Origin of the sequence: Streptomyces enissocaesilis, from assembly GCF_039533765.1 — a bacterium.
In the GTDB taxonomy this organism is placed as follows: Bacteria; Actinomycetota; Actinomycetes; order Streptomycetales; family Streptomycetaceae; genus Streptomyces; species Streptomyces enissocaesilis.
In genome coordinates, this window is record NZ_BAAAUD010000047.1 from 410,390 (window position 1) to 428,889 (window position 18,500).

General features: G+C 71.6%; 17 protein-coding genes and 1 riboswitch. Of the genes, 5 read left to right on the plus strand and 12 right to left on the minus strand.

The annotated features are described in order from the left end of the window. Positions 1-4: 4 nt before the first annotated feature. Entirely contained in the window at positions 5-1,015 is a 1,011-nt protein-coding gene (locus ABD374_RS24345; protein WP_344497708.1) for an ABC transporter substrate-binding protein, read from the minus strand. A 41-nt stretch (positions 1,016-1,056) separates the two neighbouring features. After that, a riboswitch (cobalamin riboswitch) is annotated at positions 1,057-1,192 on the minus strand. Next, entirely contained in the window at positions 1,184-1,495 is a 312-nt protein-coding gene (locus tag ABD374_RS24350) for a hypothetical protein (protein ID WP_344497806.1), read from the minus strand. It overlaps the preceding riboswitch by 9 nt. On the opposite strand from ABD374_RS24350, the gene ABD374_RS34725 reads away from it, so the two are divergent. Then, positions 1,486-1,845 (plus strand): helix-turn-helix domain-containing protein, encoded by a 360-nt coding sequence (locus ABD374_RS34725; RefSeq protein ID WP_425577331.1) that lies wholly within the window; start codon positions 1,486-1,488, stop codon positions 1,843-1,845. The two genes, ABD374_RS24350 and ABD374_RS34725, sit on opposite strands and share 10 nt — an antisense overlap. Here the strand turns inward: ABD374_RS34725 and ABD374_RS24355 are convergent. The 5 genes from ABD374_RS24355 to clpS form a co-directional block, all read right to left on the minus strand. Continuing rightward, positions 1,734-2,150: a M67 family metallopeptidase gene (locus ABD374_RS24355; RefSeq protein ID WP_344497709.1), complete on the minus strand. Its 417-nt coding sequence runs from the start codon at positions 2,148-2,150 to the stop codon at positions 1,734-1,736. The genes ABD374_RS34725 and ABD374_RS24355 overlap by 112 nt on opposite strands. A 76-nt stretch (positions 2,151-2,226) precedes the next feature. Further along, entirely contained in the window at positions 2,227-3,675 is a 1,449-nt protein-coding gene (locus ABD374_RS24360) for an amino acid permease (RefSeq protein ID WP_344497710.1), read from the minus strand. Between the two features lie 369 nt (positions 3,676-4,044). Then, on the minus strand, positions 4,045-5,589 hold the full coding sequence (locus ABD374_RS24365; protein WP_344497711.1) for an alanine/glycine:cation symporter family protein: 1,545 nt from the start codon (positions 5,587-5,589) through the stop codon (positions 4,045-4,047). Positions 5,590-5,968: 379 nt separating this feature from the next. After that, complete coding sequence (locus tag ABD374_RS24370; protein ID WP_344497712.1) at positions 5,969-6,571, minus strand: DUF2017 domain-containing protein; 603 nt, start codon at positions 6,569-6,571, stop codon at positions 5,969-5,971. Then, positions 6,571-6,885: an ATP-dependent Clp protease adapter ClpS gene (clpS, locus tag ABD374_RS24375; RefSeq protein ID WP_344497713.1), complete on the minus strand. Its 315-nt coding sequence runs from the start codon at positions 6,883-6,885 to the stop codon at positions 6,571-6,573. The genes ABD374_RS24370 and clpS overlap by 1 nt, the downstream gene beginning before the upstream one ends. A gap of 81 nt (positions 6,886-6,966) precedes the next feature. On the opposite strand from clpS, the gene ABD374_RS24380 reads away from it, so the two are divergent. Together ABD374_RS24380 and ABD374_RS24385 are read left to right on the plus strand one after the other, a co-directional pair. Further along, positions 6,967-8,295, plus strand: a complete 1,329-nt coding sequence (locus tag ABD374_RS24380; protein WP_344497714.1) for a nicotinate phosphoribosyltransferase — start codon at positions 6,967-6,969, stop codon at positions 8,293-8,295. Between the two features lie 165 nt (positions 8,296-8,460). Next, positions 8,461-9,045 carry an isochorismatase family protein gene (locus ABD374_RS24385; RefSeq protein ID WP_344497715.1) on the plus strand — a complete coding sequence of 195 codons (585 nt, stop codon included), beginning with the start codon at positions 8,461-8,463 and terminating at the stop codon, positions 9,043-9,045. Positions 9,046-9,104: 59 nt separating this feature from the next. Here ABD374_RS24385 and ABD374_RS24390 read toward each other — a convergent pair whose 3' ends face one another. Both ABD374_RS24390 and ABD374_RS24395 read right to left on the minus strand, forming a co-directional pair. Then, on the minus strand, positions 9,105-9,419 hold the full coding sequence (locus tag ABD374_RS24390) for a hypothetical protein (protein WP_093800654.1): 315 nt from the start codon (positions 9,417-9,419) through the stop codon (positions 9,105-9,107). A 151-nt stretch (positions 9,420-9,570) separates the two neighbouring features. Continuing rightward, on the minus strand, positions 9,571-11,967 hold the full coding sequence (locus ABD374_RS24395) for an immune inhibitor A domain-containing protein (RefSeq protein ID WP_344497716.1): 2,397 nt from the start codon (positions 11,965-11,967) through the stop codon (positions 9,571-9,573). 377 nt (positions 11,968-12,344) lie between these two features. On the opposite strand from ABD374_RS24395, the gene ABD374_RS24400 reads away from it, so the two are divergent. Continuing rightward, positions 12,345-12,632, plus strand: coding sequence for a hypothetical protein (locus tag ABD374_RS24400; protein ID WP_344497717.1), 288 nt, complete (start codon positions 12,345-12,347; stop codon positions 12,630-12,632). Here the strand turns inward: ABD374_RS24400 and ABD374_RS24405 are convergent. The 3 genes from ABD374_RS24405 to ABD374_RS24415 form a co-directional block, all read right to left on the minus strand. Beyond that, positions 12,621-13,286, minus strand: a complete 666-nt coding sequence (locus tag ABD374_RS24405) for an RDD family protein (RefSeq protein WP_344497718.1) — start codon at positions 13,284-13,286, stop codon at positions 12,621-12,623. The genes ABD374_RS24400 and ABD374_RS24405 overlap by 12 nt on opposite strands. A gap of 70 nt (positions 13,287-13,356) precedes the next feature. Next, positions 13,357-15,060, minus strand: a complete 1,704-nt coding sequence (locus tag ABD374_RS24410; RefSeq protein WP_344497719.1) for an RDD family protein — start codon at positions 15,058-15,060, stop codon at positions 13,357-13,359. A 260-nt stretch (positions 15,061-15,320) separates the two neighbouring features. Continuing rightward, the gene (locus tag ABD374_RS24415; protein ID WP_344497720.1) at positions 15,321-16,688 is read right to left on the minus strand and encodes an FAD-binding oxidoreductase; all 1,368 of its coding nucleotides are present in this window, start codon (positions 16,686-16,688) and stop codon (positions 15,321-15,323) included. 97 nt (positions 16,689-16,785) lie between these two features. Here ABD374_RS24415 and ABD374_RS24420 point away from each other — a divergent pair, with 97 nt between their 5' ends. Further along, positions 16,786-18,216, plus strand: coding sequence for a tetratricopeptide repeat protein (locus tag ABD374_RS24420; RefSeq protein WP_344497721.1), 1,431 nt, complete (start codon positions 16,786-16,788; stop codon positions 18,214-18,216). Positions 18,217-18,500 lie beyond the last annotated feature (284 nt).

The following is an 18,500-nucleotide window of genomic DNA, read 5'->3' on the forward strand; positions in this document are numbered from 1 at the left end:
TCCGCTACTTCCCGGGCTCGGTGTGGAGCCGGCGCGCGAGGGTGTCGACGGCGGCGGGCGCCCGTACGCCGAGGACCATGTCGGAGAGCGGCAGGACGGCGAAGCGCTTGTTCTTGATGGCGGGGACGTCGGCGAGGGCCGGGTCTTCGAGCAGGCGCTTCTTCTTCTGGGCGACGGTGGTGGCGCCGTAGTCGACGATGAGGATCACCTCGGGCCGGCGGTCGACGACGCTCTCCCAGGAGGCGTCGCCGAATGCCTTGGGGAGGTCGGCGAAGACGTTCCTGCCGCCCGCACGGGTGATCATTTCGTTGCCGATGCCGGCGCCGCCGACGGTGAAGGCGGTTTTGTCGCCGCTGTCGTAGACGAAGACGGGGACGGGGCGGGTGTCCTTCAGCTTCTTCCCGGTGGCGGCGGCCCTCGCCTCGGCCCGGTCGATCCAGCGTTCGGCGCGGTCGCCGATGCCGAAGGTGCGGCCGACCTCGCGGATTTCCCGGTAGAGGTCGTCCATGGTCGTCCGGCCGGCGCCGGGGCAGGACTCCACGTTGAGACGGGAGTCGATGCCGGACTTCTTCAGTGCCTCGCGGCTCCGGCCGTCGCCGGCGGCGAAGGCGGACGCGTAACCGCCGTACACGAAGTCGGGGTTGGCGGCGAGCAGCTTCTCGTACGAGGGGTACTCCTCGGCCAGCACCGGGGCGGCCTTGTACTCCTTCTCGTACGCGGGGAGCACCTTGTCGTCGAGGTAGGCGGTCCCGGCGAGGGACTTGGCGAGGCCGAGTTCCAGCATCACCTCGGTGACGTGCTGGTTCATGGTGACGACGCGGGTGGGGGGTGCCTGGTACGTCGTCTTCACACCGCAGTTGGTGACGGTGTAGGGGAAGCCGGGGGCCGCTTTCGCGGCGGGGCCGGGCTTGTTGCCGCCGTCCGCGGGTGCCCCGGTGCCGCAAGCGGTGAGGGGGAGCAGGGTGGCGGTGGCGGCGACGAGTGCGCGGCGGGAACGCCGGGTGCGGCTGGACACGGTGGTGCCTCCTCCGGGGGATTTCCTCGTCCCCTGGTCGGTGGTGCGGAAGGCGGCAGGTCAGTTCCTGGCTTCCAGGCGTGCTGATGCCTGGTCACAGTGGCGGGACCGTGCCGGATTCGCACCGGCTTCCTGGGTCCTGCCGCCCGGGTCGCGCCCAGTCTCCCATCAGGGCTCTGGCCGGCCCCACTCGGGCCGGGCGGAGTCCTGGACGGTCTCGGCGAAGTCGCCGCGCTCGTATCCGGGCACGAAGTGCTCCCGTACGCCGGCCTTGACGTTGCCGAAGGCGGTGTCCGGTTCGGGGGTGATCGACCTGGTGGTGTTCCTCCAGCGGCCCGGCGGCCGGTCGCGGTGGTCCGCCGCGTCCCGTACGCCGCCGACCCGTGATCCGGTGGTGCGTCCGCTGCTCGGCGCCGTCGTCGCCGATCCGGCGGCCGGCCGCAGCCTGCGGGCGACGGCCCGCCGGGCGGGTGTCGGCACGCCATCCGACGCGGCCGTTCCGGGACCGTACGGGCACCTCGCCCGCCGGGTTCGTGGAGGGCGTACGGCTGGAGGCGGCGCGCGTCCTGCTGGAGGGCGGGGCCGGGGTCACCGGGGCGGCCGCGCGCAGTGGCACCGGCAGCGACGAGAGCCCGCGCCGGGCCTTCGCCCGGCGCTTCGGGGTGGCCCCGTCCGCGTACGCCGCACGCTTTCGCGGTACGGCCGTGGCCGGCGGCGGTTACCCCTCGACCTTGACGTCTTCCTCCGTGATCACGCCGTCCACGATGCGGAACGAACGGAACTGGAAGGGGCCGGCGTCGTCCGTGTCGGCGGTGGAGACCAGGACGTAGTGGGCGCCGGGCTCGTTCGCGTAGCTGATGTCGGTGCGCGACGGGTAGGCCTCGGTGGCGGTGTGCGAGTGGTAGATGATCACGGGCTCCTCGTCCCGGTCGTCCATGTCGCGGTAGAGCTTGAGCAGGTCCGAGGAGTCGAACTCGTAGAACGTGGGCGAGCGGGCGGCGTTCAGCATCGGGATGAAGCGCTCGGGGCGCCCGGAACCGGCCGGTCCCGCGACCACGCCGCAGGCCTCGTCGGGGTGGTCGGCGCGGGCGTGCGCGACGATCTGGTCGTACAGGGCCTGGGAAAGGGTCAGCATGGGCCCCAGGATAAGCAAAGGGCCCCGCCCGTACCGAGGGGTGGTACGGACGGGACCGCATGCTGGACCGGGGAGGTCAGGACCGGGGCGGGAGACTCTGCGCGGTGTCGCGCTTCTTGAGCATCAGCCACGAGACACCGAGCAGCAGGGCCCACACGGGCGCGCAGTACAGCGGGATCCGCGTGTCCTCGCCGATGCCCATGATCACGACGACCATGCCGATGAAGAGGAGGGCGAACCAGCTCGTGTACGGCGCTCCCGGGGCCCGGAAGGAGGACTTCGGCAGTTCGCCGCGGTCGGACTTGGCCCGGTAGCGGATCTGGCTGACCAGGATCATGATCCAGGCCCACATGCCGGAGATGGTCGCGAAGGAGACGACGTAGTTGAACGCCTTGCCCGGCCACTGGTAGTTGATCCACACGCCGGCCAGCATCAGGACGGCGGAGAAGGCCGTGCCCACCAGGGGCAGGCCGTTCCTGGTCAGCCTGGTGAAGAACTTCGGGCCCTGGCCGTTGAGCGCGAGGTCGCGCAGCATGCGGCCGGTGGAGTACATGCCCGAGTTGCAGGAGGACAGGGCGGCCGTGAGGACCACGAAGTTGACGATGGCCGCGCCGACGCCGAGACCCATCTTCTCGAAGGCCGCCACGAACGGCGAGACGCCCGGCTGGAAGTGGGTCCACGGGACGACCGACAGGATCATGATCAGCGCGCCGACGTAGAAGACGGCGATGCGCCACGGGACGGTGTTGATGGCCTTGGGCAGGACCGTCTCCGGGTCCTTGGCCTCGCCCGCGGTGACGCCGACCAGCTCGACGGCGAGGAAGGCGAACATGACCAGCTGGAGGCTCATCACGGTCTGGCCGATGCCGTGGGGGAAGAAGCCGCCCTGGTCCCAGAGCAGGGTCACCGAGGCGGTGTCGCCGGCGTCGGAGAAGCCGAGGGTGAGGATGCCGGCGCAGATCAGGATCATGCCGACGATCGCGGTCACCTTGACCATCGAGAACCAGAACTCCAGCTCGCCGAAGAGCTTGACGGAGATCAGGTTCACGCAGAAGAGGGCGACCGTGAAGACCAGGGCGAAGACCCACTGCGGCTGGTCGGTCCAGCCGTCCGTGTTCTTGGTCCAGTACTGCATGTACTCCGAGGCCGCGGTGACCTCGGTGATGCCGGTGACGACCCAGAAGAGCCAGTACGTCCAGCCGGTCACGAAGCCCGCGAAGGGGCCGACGAACTCGCGGGCGTACTCGGAGAAGGAGCCGGAGACCGGGCGGTACATGAGGAGCTCGCCGAGCGCCCGCATGATGAAGAAGATGACCAGGCCCGCCATGGCGTAGGCCAGGATCAGGCTGGGGCCGGCGATGGAGATGCCCTTGCCCGCGCCGAGGAAGAGGCCGGTGCCGATGGCGCCGCCGATCGCGATCATCTGGATCTGGCGGGCGCCGAGTCCGCGCTGGTACCCCTCGCCGGGTGCCGCGCCCTCGGCCTCACTGCCGTCGTGCTGTTCGTCGACCTGCACTGAGGTCATGATGTGTCGCGCCTTTCTCCACGCTGGTCCGCGCCTGCGGTGAGGCCGCGGATCAGGTCCTGATCCCCCCGGATATGGATGGAGTGCTACCGGCGGTCGGCCGGCCCGAGCGCCGCCGGGGACATGGGTGGCGTCCCCGGCGATCGAGAAGATTTATCACGATCGTCCACATGATCCAGTGGGCCCTGTGTGGCGCACACCACGGAGAGAGGCGGAGAAATGGCGCTTAACCCGCCAGAACAGGCCACTTCGGTGACAGGATCGTTATCCGGATTTGAGTGTTCGCTGAGAGAACACCCGGGGAAAGCAGAACGGGCCCGTGCGCACCGGAAGCCGGTGCGCACGGGCCCGTGAGCCGCTGGGGGAACGTCAGCCGGCGCTCACCGGCGCCTTGTCCTCGTCCCCGTCGGCGCCCTTCGCGACGTCGCCGCCGGCCTCCCTGGTCTTCACGTACGCCAGGAAGGAGGCGAGCTCCCGCTTGACGACCGGGGCGAGCAGGTAGAGGCCGATGATGTTGATGACGGCGAGCATGAAGAGCACGGCGTCGGCCATGTCGATCAGGGTCTCCAGCGCGAGGAGCGAACCGGCGATCGCGAACAGGGTGTAGAGGACCTTGTACGTCAGCTCGCTCGTCCTGCTGCGGCCGAAGAGGTACGTCCACGCCTTCAGGCCGTAGTAGCCCCAGGTCAGCACCGTGGAGATGGCGAACAGCATCACCGCGACGGTGAGGATGTACGGGAACCAGGGCATCACCGTGGCGAAGGCGTCGGAGGTGATCGTGACGCCGCCGATGGACTTGCCCTCGCGGGCCTCGGTCCAGCTGGCGGGTTTGGCGATGACGATGGTCAGCGCGGTCATGGTGCAGATGATGACGGTGTCGATGAACGGCTCCAGCAGGGCGACCAGGCCCTCGCTGGCGGGGTGCTTGGTCTTGACCGCGGAGTGGGCGATCGGCGCGGAGCCGAGGCCGGCCTCGTTGGAGAACGCGGCCCGCTGGAAGCCGACGATCAGCGCGCCGATCACACCGCCCGCGACACCCTGGGGGTTGAACGCACCCTCGATGATGTCGCCGACCGCGGCCGGGACGGCGGTGACGTGGACCAGGATGACGGTCAGGCAGGCCAGGATGTAGATGCCGGCCATGGCGGGGACGAGCCTGCTCGTGACGTTGGCGATGGAGCGGATGCCGCCGAGCAGCACGATGCCGACGAGCGCGGCGACGAGGATGCCGAAGAACAGGGCGCCGGCCGACGAGCCCACCAGGCCGCCCTCACCACCGGTGACGGACACCAGCTGGGCGTAGGACTGGTTGACCTGGAAGAGGTTGCCGCCGAAGAGGCCGAAGAAGAGGACCATGAAGGAGGCGAGGACCGCCAGGACCTTGCCGAGGGTCTTGCCGCGGGCGCCGAAGCGGTCGACGAGCCCCTTGGGCAGGTAGTGCATCGGGCCGCCGGAGACGGTGCCGTCGGCGTGCACCTCGCGGTACTTCACACCGAGCGTGACCTCGACGAACTTGGTGGCCATGCCGAGCAGGCCGCACAGGATCATCCAGAAGGTGGCGCCGGGGCCGCCGACGGAGACGGCGACGGCGACACCGGCGATGTTGCCGAGACCGACGGTGCCGGAGACGGCGGCGGTCAGGGCCTGGAAGTGGTTGACCTCACCGGCCGACCCCTCCTCGTCGTACTTCCCGCGCACCACGTCGAGGGCGAGGCGGAACTTGCGGACCTGCACGAGTCCGAACCAGCCGGTGAAGACCAGGCCGGCGACGACGAGCCAGGCGACGATGAGGGGCAGTTTCGCGCCGCCGACGGACACGGAATAGAAGACGACTTCGTTGAGCCAGGTGGCTATGGGCTCGAAGAATCCGCTGACGGCTTCGTTGACGGATGTGGTGATGGAGTCGAGTGACACGGTGACTACCTCGATGGCGCATGGCTGCGACGCGTGGGAGGGCGCGGCGAGCGGCGAGCGGAAGTGCGGTTCTTTGAACGAACGCCGTTGTCCGGTGGGCGACTTGCGGCCCGCGGGTCCTCGGACGGGAACCTTTGGCGCCTTGGTGCCTTGGTCGTGCATGCGCCGGGGTGACCGGCTCTCCAGGGTCGGCGAGGGGTGGTGCCTTAGTGGAGTCGTGAAGTCTTACCACGCCCACCGGGGTTTGGTTGGTGACGCAGGTCACACGCAAAAAGGAAAAACCGCCACTGCGGGGCATAACCGCAGCGGCGGTGACAGGATCGTTATTCGGACACGTCCGGCCGGAAAGCGAACGGCTTGATCCATTCGTCCGGACGAATCAGGGCATCATGGTCTCGACAAGGCTTTCCTGGAGCGCGCCGAGCCACAGGTACGCCATCACCAGCGGCTTGCGCGGGTCGGAGTCCGGCAGCCGGTAGAGCCGGCCGTCCTCGTCCTCGTCGGTGACCTCCAGGCGGGCGCCGATGGTCAGCCGCAGGTCGTTGAGGGTGCCGAGCCAGCGCCGGCATTCGTCCCCGCTCAGCTTCAGCACGGCACCGTCCTCACCGGTGGCGGCCGGCGCGTCGAGGCTGCGCACGACCGCGAGGGCGTCCTCGCGCTTGCGCGTCCGCAGGTCGTTCTCCGTGAAGCGCCTGAATTCGGCCGAATCGGCCCGTACCTGCCGCTCGTCCTGCTCGCCGGGCCCGGCCTGCGGGTCGCCGTACGCGTCGGGGAAGAGCCGCGCCAGCGCGGGATCGGCCGGCGCCTCGCTGGGCCCCTCGGCGAACAGCGCGGCCAGCGGGTCCTCGCCCGCCACAGGCTGCTCGCCGGGCCCGACCAGCTCCAGCAGCTGTACGGCCAGACTGCGCAGGATCGAGATCTCGACCTCGTCGAGCGCGACGGCCACGCCGCCGTCCGCCGTCCCCTCGAAGAGCCCGGCCATCAGCCGCGGTCCTGCGTGAGCGTCGCCCAGAGCCCGTAGCCGTGCATCGCCTGCACGTCGCGCTCCATCTCCTCGCGGCTGCCGCTGGAGACGACCGCGCGGCCCTTGTGGTGGACGTCGAGCATCAGCTTGTGCGCCTTGTCCTTGGAATAGCCGAAATAGGTCTGGAAGACATACGCGACATAGCTCATGAGATTGACGGGGTCGTTGTGGACCAGCGTCACCCAGGGGACGTCGGGTTCGGGGACGGCGGAGGTTTCCTCGGCCGACTCTGGGCGTTCGATCTCTGCGGGAGCCGTACTCACTCGTCCCATGGTGCCACCCGCCGACGGGCCCCGCACAAACGGCCACCCAGAAATCGTCACTCTGACGAGATGAGGGGGTAGCATCCCCTCATGAACACTGCGGACCTTGGGCTGCCGGTGGACGTGCCGTCGACAGCGCTCTTCACCGACCAGTACGAGTTCACCATGGTGCAGGCCGCCCTCAGGGCCGGCACTGCCGACCGTCGTTCCGTCTTCGAGGTCTTCACCCGCAGACTGCCCGAGGGGCGGCGCTACGGCGTCGTGGCGGGCACCGGGCGCGTCCTGGACGCCGTGGAGAACTTCCGTTTCGACACGGGCGTGCTGGGCTTCCTGCGGGAGCGCGCGATCGTCGACGAACCGACGCTGGAGTGGCTCGCCTCGTACCGCTTCACGGGCGACATCTGGGGCTACCCGGAGGGCGAGGTCTACTTCCCGGGCTCCCCGGTCCTGCGGGTCGAGGGCGGCTTCGCCGAGTGCGTGCTGCTCGAAACCGTGATCCTCTCGATCCTCAACCACGACTCGGCCATCGCGGCCGCCGCCTCCCGGATGGCCGCCGCCGCGGGCGGCCGCCCGCTGATCGAGATGGGCGCCCGGCGTACGCACGAGCTGTCCGCCGTCGCGTCGGCGCGCGCCGCGTACGTCGGCGGCTTCTCCTCCACCTCGGACCTGGCGGCCGGCTTCCGGTACAACATCCCCACCGTCGGGACCAGCGCGCACGCCTTCACCCTGCTGCACGACAGCGAGCGCGACGCCTTCCGGGCGCAGGTCGCCTCGCTCGGCAGCGGGACGACGCTGCTGGTCGACACGTACGACGTCGCCGAGGCGGTCCGCAGCGCCGTCGAGGTGGCGGGGACGGGGCTCGGCGCGGTCCGCATCGACTCGGGCGACCTGCTGCTGGTCGCGCACCGGGTGCGCCAGCAGCTGGACGAGCTGGGCGCCACCGGGACGAGGATCGTGGTGACGAGCGACCTCGACGAGTACGCCATCGCCTCACTGGCGGCGGCTCCGGTGGACGCGTACGGCGTGGGCACGCAGCTGGTCACCGGCAGCGGGCACCCCACCGCCTCCATGGTCTACAAGCTGGTCGCCCGCGCCGACTCGGCGGACCCGAAGGCTCCGCTGCGGCCGGTGGCGAAGAAGTCGCTGGGCGGGAAGAGCTCGGTCGGCGGCCGCAAGTGGGCCGCGCGCCGGCCGGACGCGTACGGCGTCGCGGAGGCGGAGGTCGTCGGCACCGGGCCCCTGCCCGCCGAGCTGGCCGGCCGGGAGCTCCAGGTCGAGCTGGTCAAGGGCGGCCGGGTCGTGGCGCGCGAGCCGCTCGACGACGTACGGGAGCGGCACATCGCCGCGCGCGGGGGCCTGCCGATGTCGGCGGTGCAGCTGTCGAGGGGCGAGCCGGTGATCCCCACCGAGTACGCATGAACACCGGGTGAGCGGGAAGCGGAAGGCCGGAGGGCGGGCCGCCGGCGGCGTCGCCGGCTCTCCGGCGGCCAAAGGCCCTCTGCCGCAGGACCGTTGAAATCCCTACTCTCGAACCATCGCTTCACAGCGGACACCCGCCGCCGATCCCCACCGAAGGGCCCCGCCATGCACCGCGCCTTGATCGTCGTGGACGTCCAGAACGACTTCTGCGAGGGCGGCAGCCTCCCGGTGGCGGGCGGCGCCGAGGTCGCCGCCGCCATCACCGACCTGATCGGCCAGGCCCCGGCCGGCTACCGCCACGTCGTGGCCACCCGCGACCACCACGTCGACCCCGGGGACCACTTCTCCTCCAGCCCGGACTACGTCCACTCCTGGCCGGTGCACTGCGTCGCCGGTACGGAGGGCGTGGGCTTCCACCCGAACTTCGCGCCGGCCGTCGCTTCGGGCGCCATCGCCGCCGTGTTCGACAAGGGCGCCCACGCGGCGGCGTACAGCGGCTTCGAAGGCGTCGACGAGAACGGGGTCGCGACGGCCGACTGGCTGCGGGAGCGCGGTGTCACCGAGGTGGACGTCGTCGGCATCGCCACGGACCACTGCGTGCGGGCCACGGCCCTGGACGCGGTCCGCGAGGGCTTCACCACGCATGTGCTGCTCGACCTGACCGCGGGCGTCTCGCAGGCGACGACGGAGCGGGCGCTGGAGGAGATGCGCGAGGCGGGCGTGGAGCTGTCGGGCAAGCCGGTGGTCTAGGCGGCTGCCTTCCGCGCTTCCCCCCGCTTCCCCGTCTCCCGTTTCCCGCCCGTGCGGGCTCAGGCCGGGCGTACGGGTCTGAGCAGGGCCCGTATGGGGTGCCAGAGCTCCACGGTCTCCTGCGGCGCCGTGCGCCACAGCAGGCCGTCGGGGTGGTGCAGGACCGCCGTGATCTCGTCCGGCGTCGGCGGGTGGGCGTTGCCCCGCAGGTAGACCGCCCGCAGGCCGAGGTTGCGCAGCCGCGTCAGGGCGCGGGCCCGGTTCACGGAATGGACCAGGACGCGGACCTTGTGGCCGTCGGTCACCGGGCTGGGCAGGGTGAGAGCGACCACCACACTGCCGCCGGGCAGCCGTACGAAACCTCCACCGGACATGCCGATCAATCCCCCATAAGACGTCGTGTCAATAAGAACTGGTCAAGAGGCATCTAAACGCGATCGGCCGCCGCCCGCTAGAGGGCGACGGCCGATCATGTCCTGACCTGCGGTTATACGGAGGATCTGGGGGCACCCCCCGGAAAACTCCCTACTTGGTCGAGGGACCGACCTTCACGGTGACCGTCGAGCCGTTCCTGGGCTCGCCGGCGACCGAGATCCTGGTGTTGGTGTCAGTGACCTTCACACCACCGGTCGGGTTCTCCTCGTACCAGTACGTCCCTTCGCGATCGTCGAAGACCGGGACGCCCTTCTGCGACGCCAGCTTCAGCGGTACGCCCGCGCTGTGCAGCGTGAAGCCGTCCGTGCGGTAGTGGCCGAAGGTGGAGTCGAAGGACTGGATCTTGTTCCTCAGGAGCTTGCCGTCCGCCCACTTCAGCGGCTCGGCGTGCGCGTCGACCGGAAGGATCAGGCCCTTGCCCGGGTGGGCGCTGGTGTTGTTGTCCTTCTGCGAGGTGTCCCACTGCCAGATCAGCAGGCCGTTCTGGTACGGGTAGTGCTCGACCCAGCTGGGACGGGTTCCGGCGAAGCCGAAGTTGTACGGGCCGACCGCGAGCGTCCTGTCGTACGACACGTACTGGCGGTTCTCGGCCAGGTAGTACTGGGCGTAGTCCTCGGTGAAGGAAGCGCCGACGCGCGAGAAGCCCTTGGCGGTCCAGCCGTTGTCGTCGCCCTCGGCGTCGTCCGTGAAGAGGACGGCGCCGTCGGCGCCGACCGTGATCGCGTCGGCCGCGAAGCCCTTGCCGCCCGCGCCGCCGTCCGTCTGGTAGCGGAAGCGCAGGTCGATCTTCCTGCCCGCGTAGGCGTCCAGCGGGAAGGCGAGCTTCTTGTACGCGCCGCCCTCGCCGGTCAGCCCCGGCTTGCCGGCGGCGTCGCGCGGAAGCGCCTTGCCGTCGGCCGTGCCGTCGACGACGGTCCACGTCCGGCCGGCGTCGGTGGAGACCTCGGCGTACAGCCAGTCGTAGTTCGCCTCGATGTCCCACCAGCCCTGGAGCGACAGCTCGGCCCCGGCCCTGCCGGTGAGGTCGACGGAGCGGGTCAGGGTGTTCTTGAGGTCGTCGCCCATGCCGCTCCACCACTGCTTGGAGCCCTCGGCGGGCTTCACGACGGGCGTGGTGACGGACTTCTCGGGCAGCTCGACGACGAGTGCCTGCGGGTTCTTGGTGTTGTACGCCGAGACGCCCAGCTTGTGGGTCGACTTCGTCGCGGCCTTCGCCTTGTCGTAGTCGAGCCAGCCCAGCTGGAACTTGTCCCAGGCGGTCATGTCGCCCGGCAGGTCGCCGATCTCGTTCTCGCCCTTGCCGAGCCAGGAGCCGGCGGACATCAGCGACCAGAAGCCGACGCCGTTCTCGCCCCTGCCCGAGGTGTCGTACAGGTCGGGCAGGCCCAGGTCGTGGCCGTACTCGTGGGCGAAGACGCCGAGGCCGCCGTTCTCCGGCTGCATGGTGTAGTCGCCGACCCAGATGCCGGTCCCACCGATCTGGGTGCCTCCGGACGGGTTGCCGGCCGGGCCGGTCCTGCCCGCGTCGGTGCCGTACGCGTACCAGCGGTGCGCCCACAGGGCGTTCTCGCCCTGGGCGCCGCCGCCCGCCGACTCGTCCTCGCCCGCGTGGACGATCTGGAAGTGGTCGATGTAGCCGTCGGACTCGTTGAAGTCGCCGTCGGAGTCGAAGTCGTAGCGGTCCCACTGGTCGTAACCGGCGAGCTGCGCCTTGATCTCGGCGTCCGTCTTCCCCTTGGCCTTCTGGTCGGCGGCCCAGGCGGTCACACCGTCGCGGACGGTGTCCCACACGTTGGCGCAGTTGGAGTCGCCGCAGTAGTTGGAGCCGTAACGGGCCTCGTTGTAGTCGACCTTGACCCAGTCGGAGACCTCGCCCTCGACCGAGTAGCGGCCGGAGGAGGTCTTCTCGTAGTACGTCTTGAGGGAGTCCTTGCCCTTGCCCTCGCCGAAGTACAGCTCCTGGAAGTGCTTCCGGTCGTAGTCCTTCTGCCAGGCCGTGGAGTTGTCCTCGGCGCGGTCCGGCTCCTCTATCCGGTTGTGCGCGGGCCCGGGCTCGCCGCCGTACTTCTTGACGGGCGGCTTCGGTCCGTCGCCGTCCGGGTCGAACAGGGTGGTGTCGTCGACCTTGTCGCCGAACTCCACCAGGATCGTGAAGATCTTGTCGGTCTTCTCCCGGCCCAGCTCGACGTACTTGCCCCTGTCGAGCTTCACGACCTTGGAGCCGCCGCGCTTCTGTACCGTGGCGTCGCCCGATATGACCTGTTCGAGCGCCGCTTTGCGCTCCCGCGCCTGCTGCTCGCTGAACGGGCCTTCGAGGTCGTGCTCCACATGCCCCTGGGCGGGCGCCGGGTCGCGGCGCTCGATGCCGGCCGCGGTCGGCGACGTGTCGTCGGCCTGGGCGGTGGCGGACGCGGATGCCGTCGCGGCGGTCGCGGCCATGGCCACGACGATCGCGGCGGCTCTGATCCGCCTTCTGCTGGTGGTCACTTGACGATGTCCTCCCCTGCGGCCGCGTCAGCACGGAAGAGAGTGAGGGGTTCCGAGCGCGGCACGCGTCACAAGTGACGACATTCGACCGGAGTTGCTGAAGAAAAGACAGGTCTTGACTTGAACAGCTCAAGTACACTATGCAGACGCCCGGTTCCGGATACCGGACACTTTCGATCGGTCATCAGGCTTCTTCGAGGGCGCGCCGATCCCGGCTGACGGAATGCGGAATGACTCCGTGCGCCCCCGGTGCACCGGCACCGTGGGTCAGGTCACGCTTACTGCCGGTTCCGTGGGGGCACTCACCGTCGTAGAGTCGCTCGAAGTGCGACCCGGTTGAGGAACCCCCATCTGCTGCTCCGAGGACGGATACCGCCATGCCGCGTCCGACTGCCGCACAGTTCGCCTACGGCTCAGCCACCGTCGTCTTCTCGACCCTCGCCATGCTGCTGTTGTCCCGCACCGCGTCGGGCATCGGCGCCGCGGTCATCGCCCTCGCGGCACTCGCGCTGGGCGTGCTGGTCGCACTGACCGTTCCGGCCCCCAAGAGGGAGCGCACGGCGCCCCGCGCGGGCGACACGACCGCCACGGAAGCGGCCCCCGACGCCGTGGACCACGCGGCCCGGGCACACTCGGCGGTCGGCGGGCACTCGCTACGCGGTTGAGACCACCACGGTCTTGGCCGCCTTGTCGTGGAGCCCCTGCCTGTAGGGCTTGTCGACCATGATCATCACCAGGTTGACGAGCCACCACAGGCAGAAGCAGCAGATCAGGGCCGGCGCCCACAGGACCACCGCGCGCAGCAGCGACGCGTTGGTCTCCGGGACCATGCCGCTGTTGAGCATCGCGACGCGCAGGTTCATCAGCCGCTTGCCGACGGTCCGGCCGTCCTTGGCCGTCATGTAGGTGTCGTAGCCGATGTACACGACCATCGAGACGAGCTGCCAGACGAGCGACTTGCCGCCGGACATCTGAGTGGAGACCTCGTCCCAGTCGTCGCTGTTGTAGCTGTCGAACATGCCGAGCAGCCAGCCGACGAGAGCCAGCGGAACACCGACGACGAGTGCGTCCACGACGCGGGCCGCGACGCGCTTGCCGAGGGGGGCGAGCGGCGGCATCCCGGCGAGCGGGTCCGCGGCGCCGCCGCTGTAGGGCGGGGGCGGGGTGCCGTAGGGGGCGCCACCGTAGGGCGGGTCCCCGTAGGGAGATCCGCCGCCGGACGGGGGTGGCGGCGTCGACGGCGGCGGATCTTGGGGCGGCTTCTTGCGGAACGGGTCGTCATCGGGCGGCTGGCCGGGCGGCGGCTGATCGTTGCTCATGTCCGCAGTCGACCGCGCCCGCCCGCCGACCGCATCCGGTCGGGTGCCGTTCGGGGGACCCGGCCGCCCCTCAGTCCCCCGCCACGAACGTGCGCGCCGCCTTGTCGTGCCAGCACTGCCGCCACGGGCGGTCGAACAGGCACCACGCGACATTGACGACCCCGACCGCGAGAACGCCGAGCACGCCGTACACGAGCCAGCGGCGCAGCGCGGCGCCGAACGTCGGGGGCTCGTGCGCCTCGATGTCCCGCACGTGGATCCGGCACAGCTTCTTGCCGAGCGTACGGCCCCACTTGGCGGTCGGCAGCGTCTCGTACACCACTCCGAGGACGAGGTACGCGCCGAGCACGATGCCGAGGTACCCGGCGGTCGTTCCGTCGAGCAGCCATACGGTCACGGTCTCGCCGGAGAGCTTCGCCGCCTCGATCTTCTCGTCGATGTGCGCGAGCGCGGCGGACACCAGGGGTACGGCGACGGCGCCGACCGCGGCACCGAGGAGGACCGTGTCGATCAGCCGCGCCGCCAGCCGCTTGGCGAGGCCGGCGGGCCTGGCCGCGGCCTGGGCCTGGGCGGCCCGCAGGAACGGGTCGCTGACCGGCGGCTTCCAGGGCACGACGGGCGGTGCGCCCGCCTCGTCCTGGTCCGGCTGCGCGAGCTGGTGCACCTGCTGCGCCCACGAGGCGGCCCCGCCGCCGGCCCCGGAAGCGACGGGAGTCCCGACGGGAGCCCCCGCACCGGCGGCCTGCGGCCCCTGCGCGTGACCGGGCTGCCCCGGCCCGGCGGCCCGGACCGGCACCTGTGCCTGACCGGAGCCCTGTCCCTGGACAGGGACCTGGGGCTGACCAGGGACCTGGGGCTGACCAGGGGCCTGGGGCCGGCCCGGCTGCGGCTGCGGCTGCGGCTGCGGCTGCGGCTGCGGCTGCGGCTGCGGCTGCTGACCCTGTCCTTGGGCATCGGCTCGCCCGGCGGCCTGCTCCCGGCCCGGAGCCCGAGGTTGTGTCCGGCCCGGAACCTGGGCCTGTCCCGCCCCCGGAGTCATGGTCCTGATGGCCATCGTGCCGTCGGTCCGGGCCGTCCGGGGGGACTCCGCCCCGTCCCGGCGCACGGCGCGGATGGTGACGGTGCCGTCGGTGGGAGGCGGCGTACGGACGCCGGGGAGCGCGCCCCCGCTGGGGTCGGCGCCGGAGGCCGGTCTCCCGGCCTCCCCGCCGCCGGCCCGGGCCGGGTCGCCCGCTTCGGCGGGCCGCTCCGGCGCGGAGCCGCCCGTACGACGGAGGTCGACCCCGCCGCCCCCGCGGCGCGGGTCCGACGAGGGTCCGGGAGCGGCCGCGTCACCGGGACCGGGGGCACCGCCGGAGCCGCCGGGAGCGGGCGCCCCGCCCTGAACCGACGGGCCGCCGCCGGGGGCGGCCGGCGAGTCGGCGGGCGCCGGGGCGGAGCCCCAGGAGATCCGGCGGTCGCGGTCGCCGCCGAAGCCGGTCTGGCGGGACGTGTCCGCCTGCCAGGCCGACGCCGGTTCCGGGGCGCCGCCGTGCAGGTGCGCGCCCTCCGGCTCCTCGTCGAAGAAGACCGGGCCGGTCTCCTCGACGGAGGGGGCCGGGGGCGTGGCGGCGGGCGCGGGCGGCGGGGACTCGCTGTCCGGCGGGGCGGGGCGGCTGGTCCCGGGCACCCAGGCGGCCCCGTTCCAGAACCGGACGTAACCGGGGATGGACGGGTCGGGATAGTAACCAGGGGCGGGGCTGCCGTCGCCGCTGGCCGGGGTGGGGGCGCTCATCACCGTGTCCCGTATCTAGTCGATGGCCTCGTTGACGAGGTCCACATCTATCAGACCGCCGCGACGCGCCGGGCCCGTCCCGCTGGAAGCACTCCTTTCCGGTCGTCTCCACCGCCTCCCCGGAAGCTTTCGCGTACGGGTGCGTGGGGAACCCGGCGGAGCGGCCGTCGGGCGCCGGGAACGCAGGGTGCCGCGGGAGACCCGCGGCACCTGCGGACCCCGGGCACCGCTCCCTTGCCGTAAGTCCGGGGCCCGGAGCCTCAGAAGAGCTTGCCCGGATTGAGGAGGCCGAGCGGGTCGAAGGCCGCCTTGACGGCGCGCTGCAACTCCACTCCCACCGGACCGAGTTCGCGTGCCAGCCACTCCTTCTTGAGTACGCCGACTCCGTGCTCGCCGGTGATGGTGCCGCCGAGTTCCAGGCCGAGCGCCATGATCTCGTCGAAGGACTCGCGGGCACGCCGCGACTCGTCCGCGTCCAGATGGTCGAAGCACACCACCGGATGCGTGTTGCCGTCGCCCGCGTGCGCGCAGACCCCGATGGTGAGGTCGTACTTCTCGGCGATGGCGGCGGTCCCCTCCAGCATCGCGCCGAGCTTCGAGCGCGGTACGCACACGTCGTCGATCATCGTGGCGGGCTTGACCGCCTCCAGCGCGGTGAGGGACATCCGCCGCGCCCGCAGCAGCAGTTCGGACTCGGCGGCGTCCTCGGCGGGGACGACTTCCGTGGCGCCGGCCTCGGTGCACAGCGCGCCGACGGCGGCGAGGTCGGCGGCGGGGTCGGGGGTGTCGAAGGCGGCGAGCAGGAGCGCCTCGGTGGACTCGGGGAGGCCCATGGCGGCCATGTTGTTGACGGCGCGCAGGGTCGTACGGTCCATGAGTTCGAGCAGCGAGGGGGCATGGCCCCGCGCCATGATCGCGCAGACCGCGTCGCAGGCGGCGGCGGCCGACGGGAACTCGGCGGCGAGGACGAGCTGCTGCGGCGGGGCGGGCTTGAGCGCCAGGACCGCCTTGACGACGACGCCGAGGGTGCCCTCGGAGCCGACGAAGAGCCGCGTCAGGTCGTAGCCCGCGACGCCCTTGGCCGTGCGCCGCCCGGTGGTCAGGAGGCGGCCGTCGGCGAGTACGACGTCCAGGCCCAGGACGTACTCGGCGGTCACGCCGTACTTCACGCAGCACAGCCCGCCCGACGCCGTGCCGATGTTGCCGCCGATGGTGCACATCTCCCAACTCGACGGGTCCGGCGGGTAGGAGAGCCCCTTCTCGGCCACGGCGCGCGACAGCACCGCGTTGATCACACCCGGCTCGACGACGGCGATCCGGTCGACAGCGCTGATCTCCAGGATGCGGTCCATCTTCACCAGGGACAGCACGATGCAGCCGTCGGTCGCGTTGGCGGCGCCGGACAGCCCCGTCCGCGCGCCCTGCGGCACGACCGGCACCCGCAGCGCGGTCGCCGTGCGCATGATGTGCTGGACCTGCTCGGCGGTGCGCGGCAGGGCGACGACGGCCGGGGCGCCGGCGTCGCAGAAACCGGCCATGTCGTGGGCGTACGAAGCCGTGATGTCCGCGTCGGTGATCAGTGCCTCGGCCGGCAGGCCCGCGCGTAGTCGTTCGAGAAGATCGTCCATGGTCCCAGCGTGGCACCCGGGGCCATCGGTGTGAACCCGCCCGCGTTCCACTCCGCGCGTCCGGATGTGCTCTTCGTACGGGCGCACAGTGATCGCCATGGAGACGGAACACCAGGTGAAGCGGCGGCGGCTCCCGGTCACCGTGCTCATGGGCACGGCGGTGCTGGTCGCGGGTGTCGCAGGGGTCTTCGCGTCGGGGGCGCCGGACGAGGCCCCGCCGGTGCCGGGTCCCGTCGGGCGTGCGGCGGCCGCCGTCGAGGCCGTGGGCGCCGGGGTGCCGGCTTCGCCGTCCGACCTGACCGCGCTCATCGGGGACCGCGAGGCGTGGCTGCGCGGGCACCCCGACGACCACAGCACCTGGGCGGTGCTCGGCTCCGCGTACCTGGAGCGGGGCCGCTGGACGGCCGACCCGGCGGACTTCCCGCGCGCGGAGATGGCACTGCGCCACTCGCTGTCCGTACGGCCGAAGGCGAATCCGGACGCCGTGGCCGGTCTCGCGGCGCTCGCCCACGCACGCGGCGACCACCGCGCCGCGAGGAAGTGGGGCGAGGAGGTCCGCAAGCGCTCGCCGAGACGATGGACGGCGTACCCGGCCCTGATCGGCGCGTACCGCCACCTGGGCGACCAGAAGGCGGCCGCCGGGGCGGTGAAGAAGCTCCAGGCGCTGCACCCGGGCCCGCAGGCACAACGGCTCGCCGCGGAGGTGTACCGCGACCGGGGCTGGCGGGAGGACGCGGCGGCGGCGCTGTCCGACGCGACGGCGCTGGCGGACTCCACGGCCCAGAAGGTGACCGGGCTGTACGGCATGGGCGAGCTGGCGTGGGAACGCGGCGAGCCGGACGAGGCCCTGCGCCACTACGAGGCGGCCCTGCGCACGGACCCCGGCTACGCGCGGGCCAGGGCGGGCCGCGCCCGGGTCATGGCGGCGCTGGCGCGCCCGGCCGACGCGGAGGGCGACTACCTGGTGGCGCTGGCGCAGACGCCGCTCCCGGGCATCGGTCTGGAGTACGGCGAACTGCTGGAGTCCCTGGGCCGCGAGGACGAGGCGAAGGAGCAGTACGCGCTGGTACGGGCCCGGGTGGCGCTGACCGAGCAGCGCGGGGGCGGCGGCGACGAGCTGCTGCTCGGGCAGCTCGACGCGGACCACGGCGCCCCCTCGGCAGCGGTCCGCCGGCTGCGGGCGGAGTGGAAGCGGCACCCGAACGCGTACGTCGCGGACGCCCTGGCGTGGTCCCTGTTCCGCGCGGGCGGCAAGAAGAACACCGGGGAGGCCCTGAAGTACGCCCTCACGGCCACGGACCAGGGTCCCCGCAACGCGCGGTTCTTCTACCACCTGGGGATGATCGAGCGGAAGCTGGGCAAGTCCGGTGCGGCCAGGCGCCACTTGGAGGAGGCGCTGCGCATCAACCCGTCGTTCTCGCCGCTGCCGGCCGCGCGGGCGCGCGAGGAGCTGAACGCCCTGGGCGAGCCCCCGCGAGGCGCCCCCCGCCGGACGCCTGACGAGCCGGCCCCGCCCCGGGCACGCTGAGTACCGCTTCACCTGCCACGGTGGCAGGAGAGGACGCGCCGGAGCGCTCTCCGCAGGGCGCCCACGCAACCGCCCCGGACACACCGACGTACCCGGACGTTCGACACCCGAGGAGACCCCCGGCACGGCACCGGCCCCCCGCCCCGGGAACACCACGACACCCCCGCCGCCGGGCACACCGGACCCCGCCCCACCTGCCACGGCGGCAGAGGACGCCGCGCCGGGGCGCTCCCCGCAGGGGGCCGAACGCGACCACCCCGGAGCGACGGCACCCCCGCCGACGG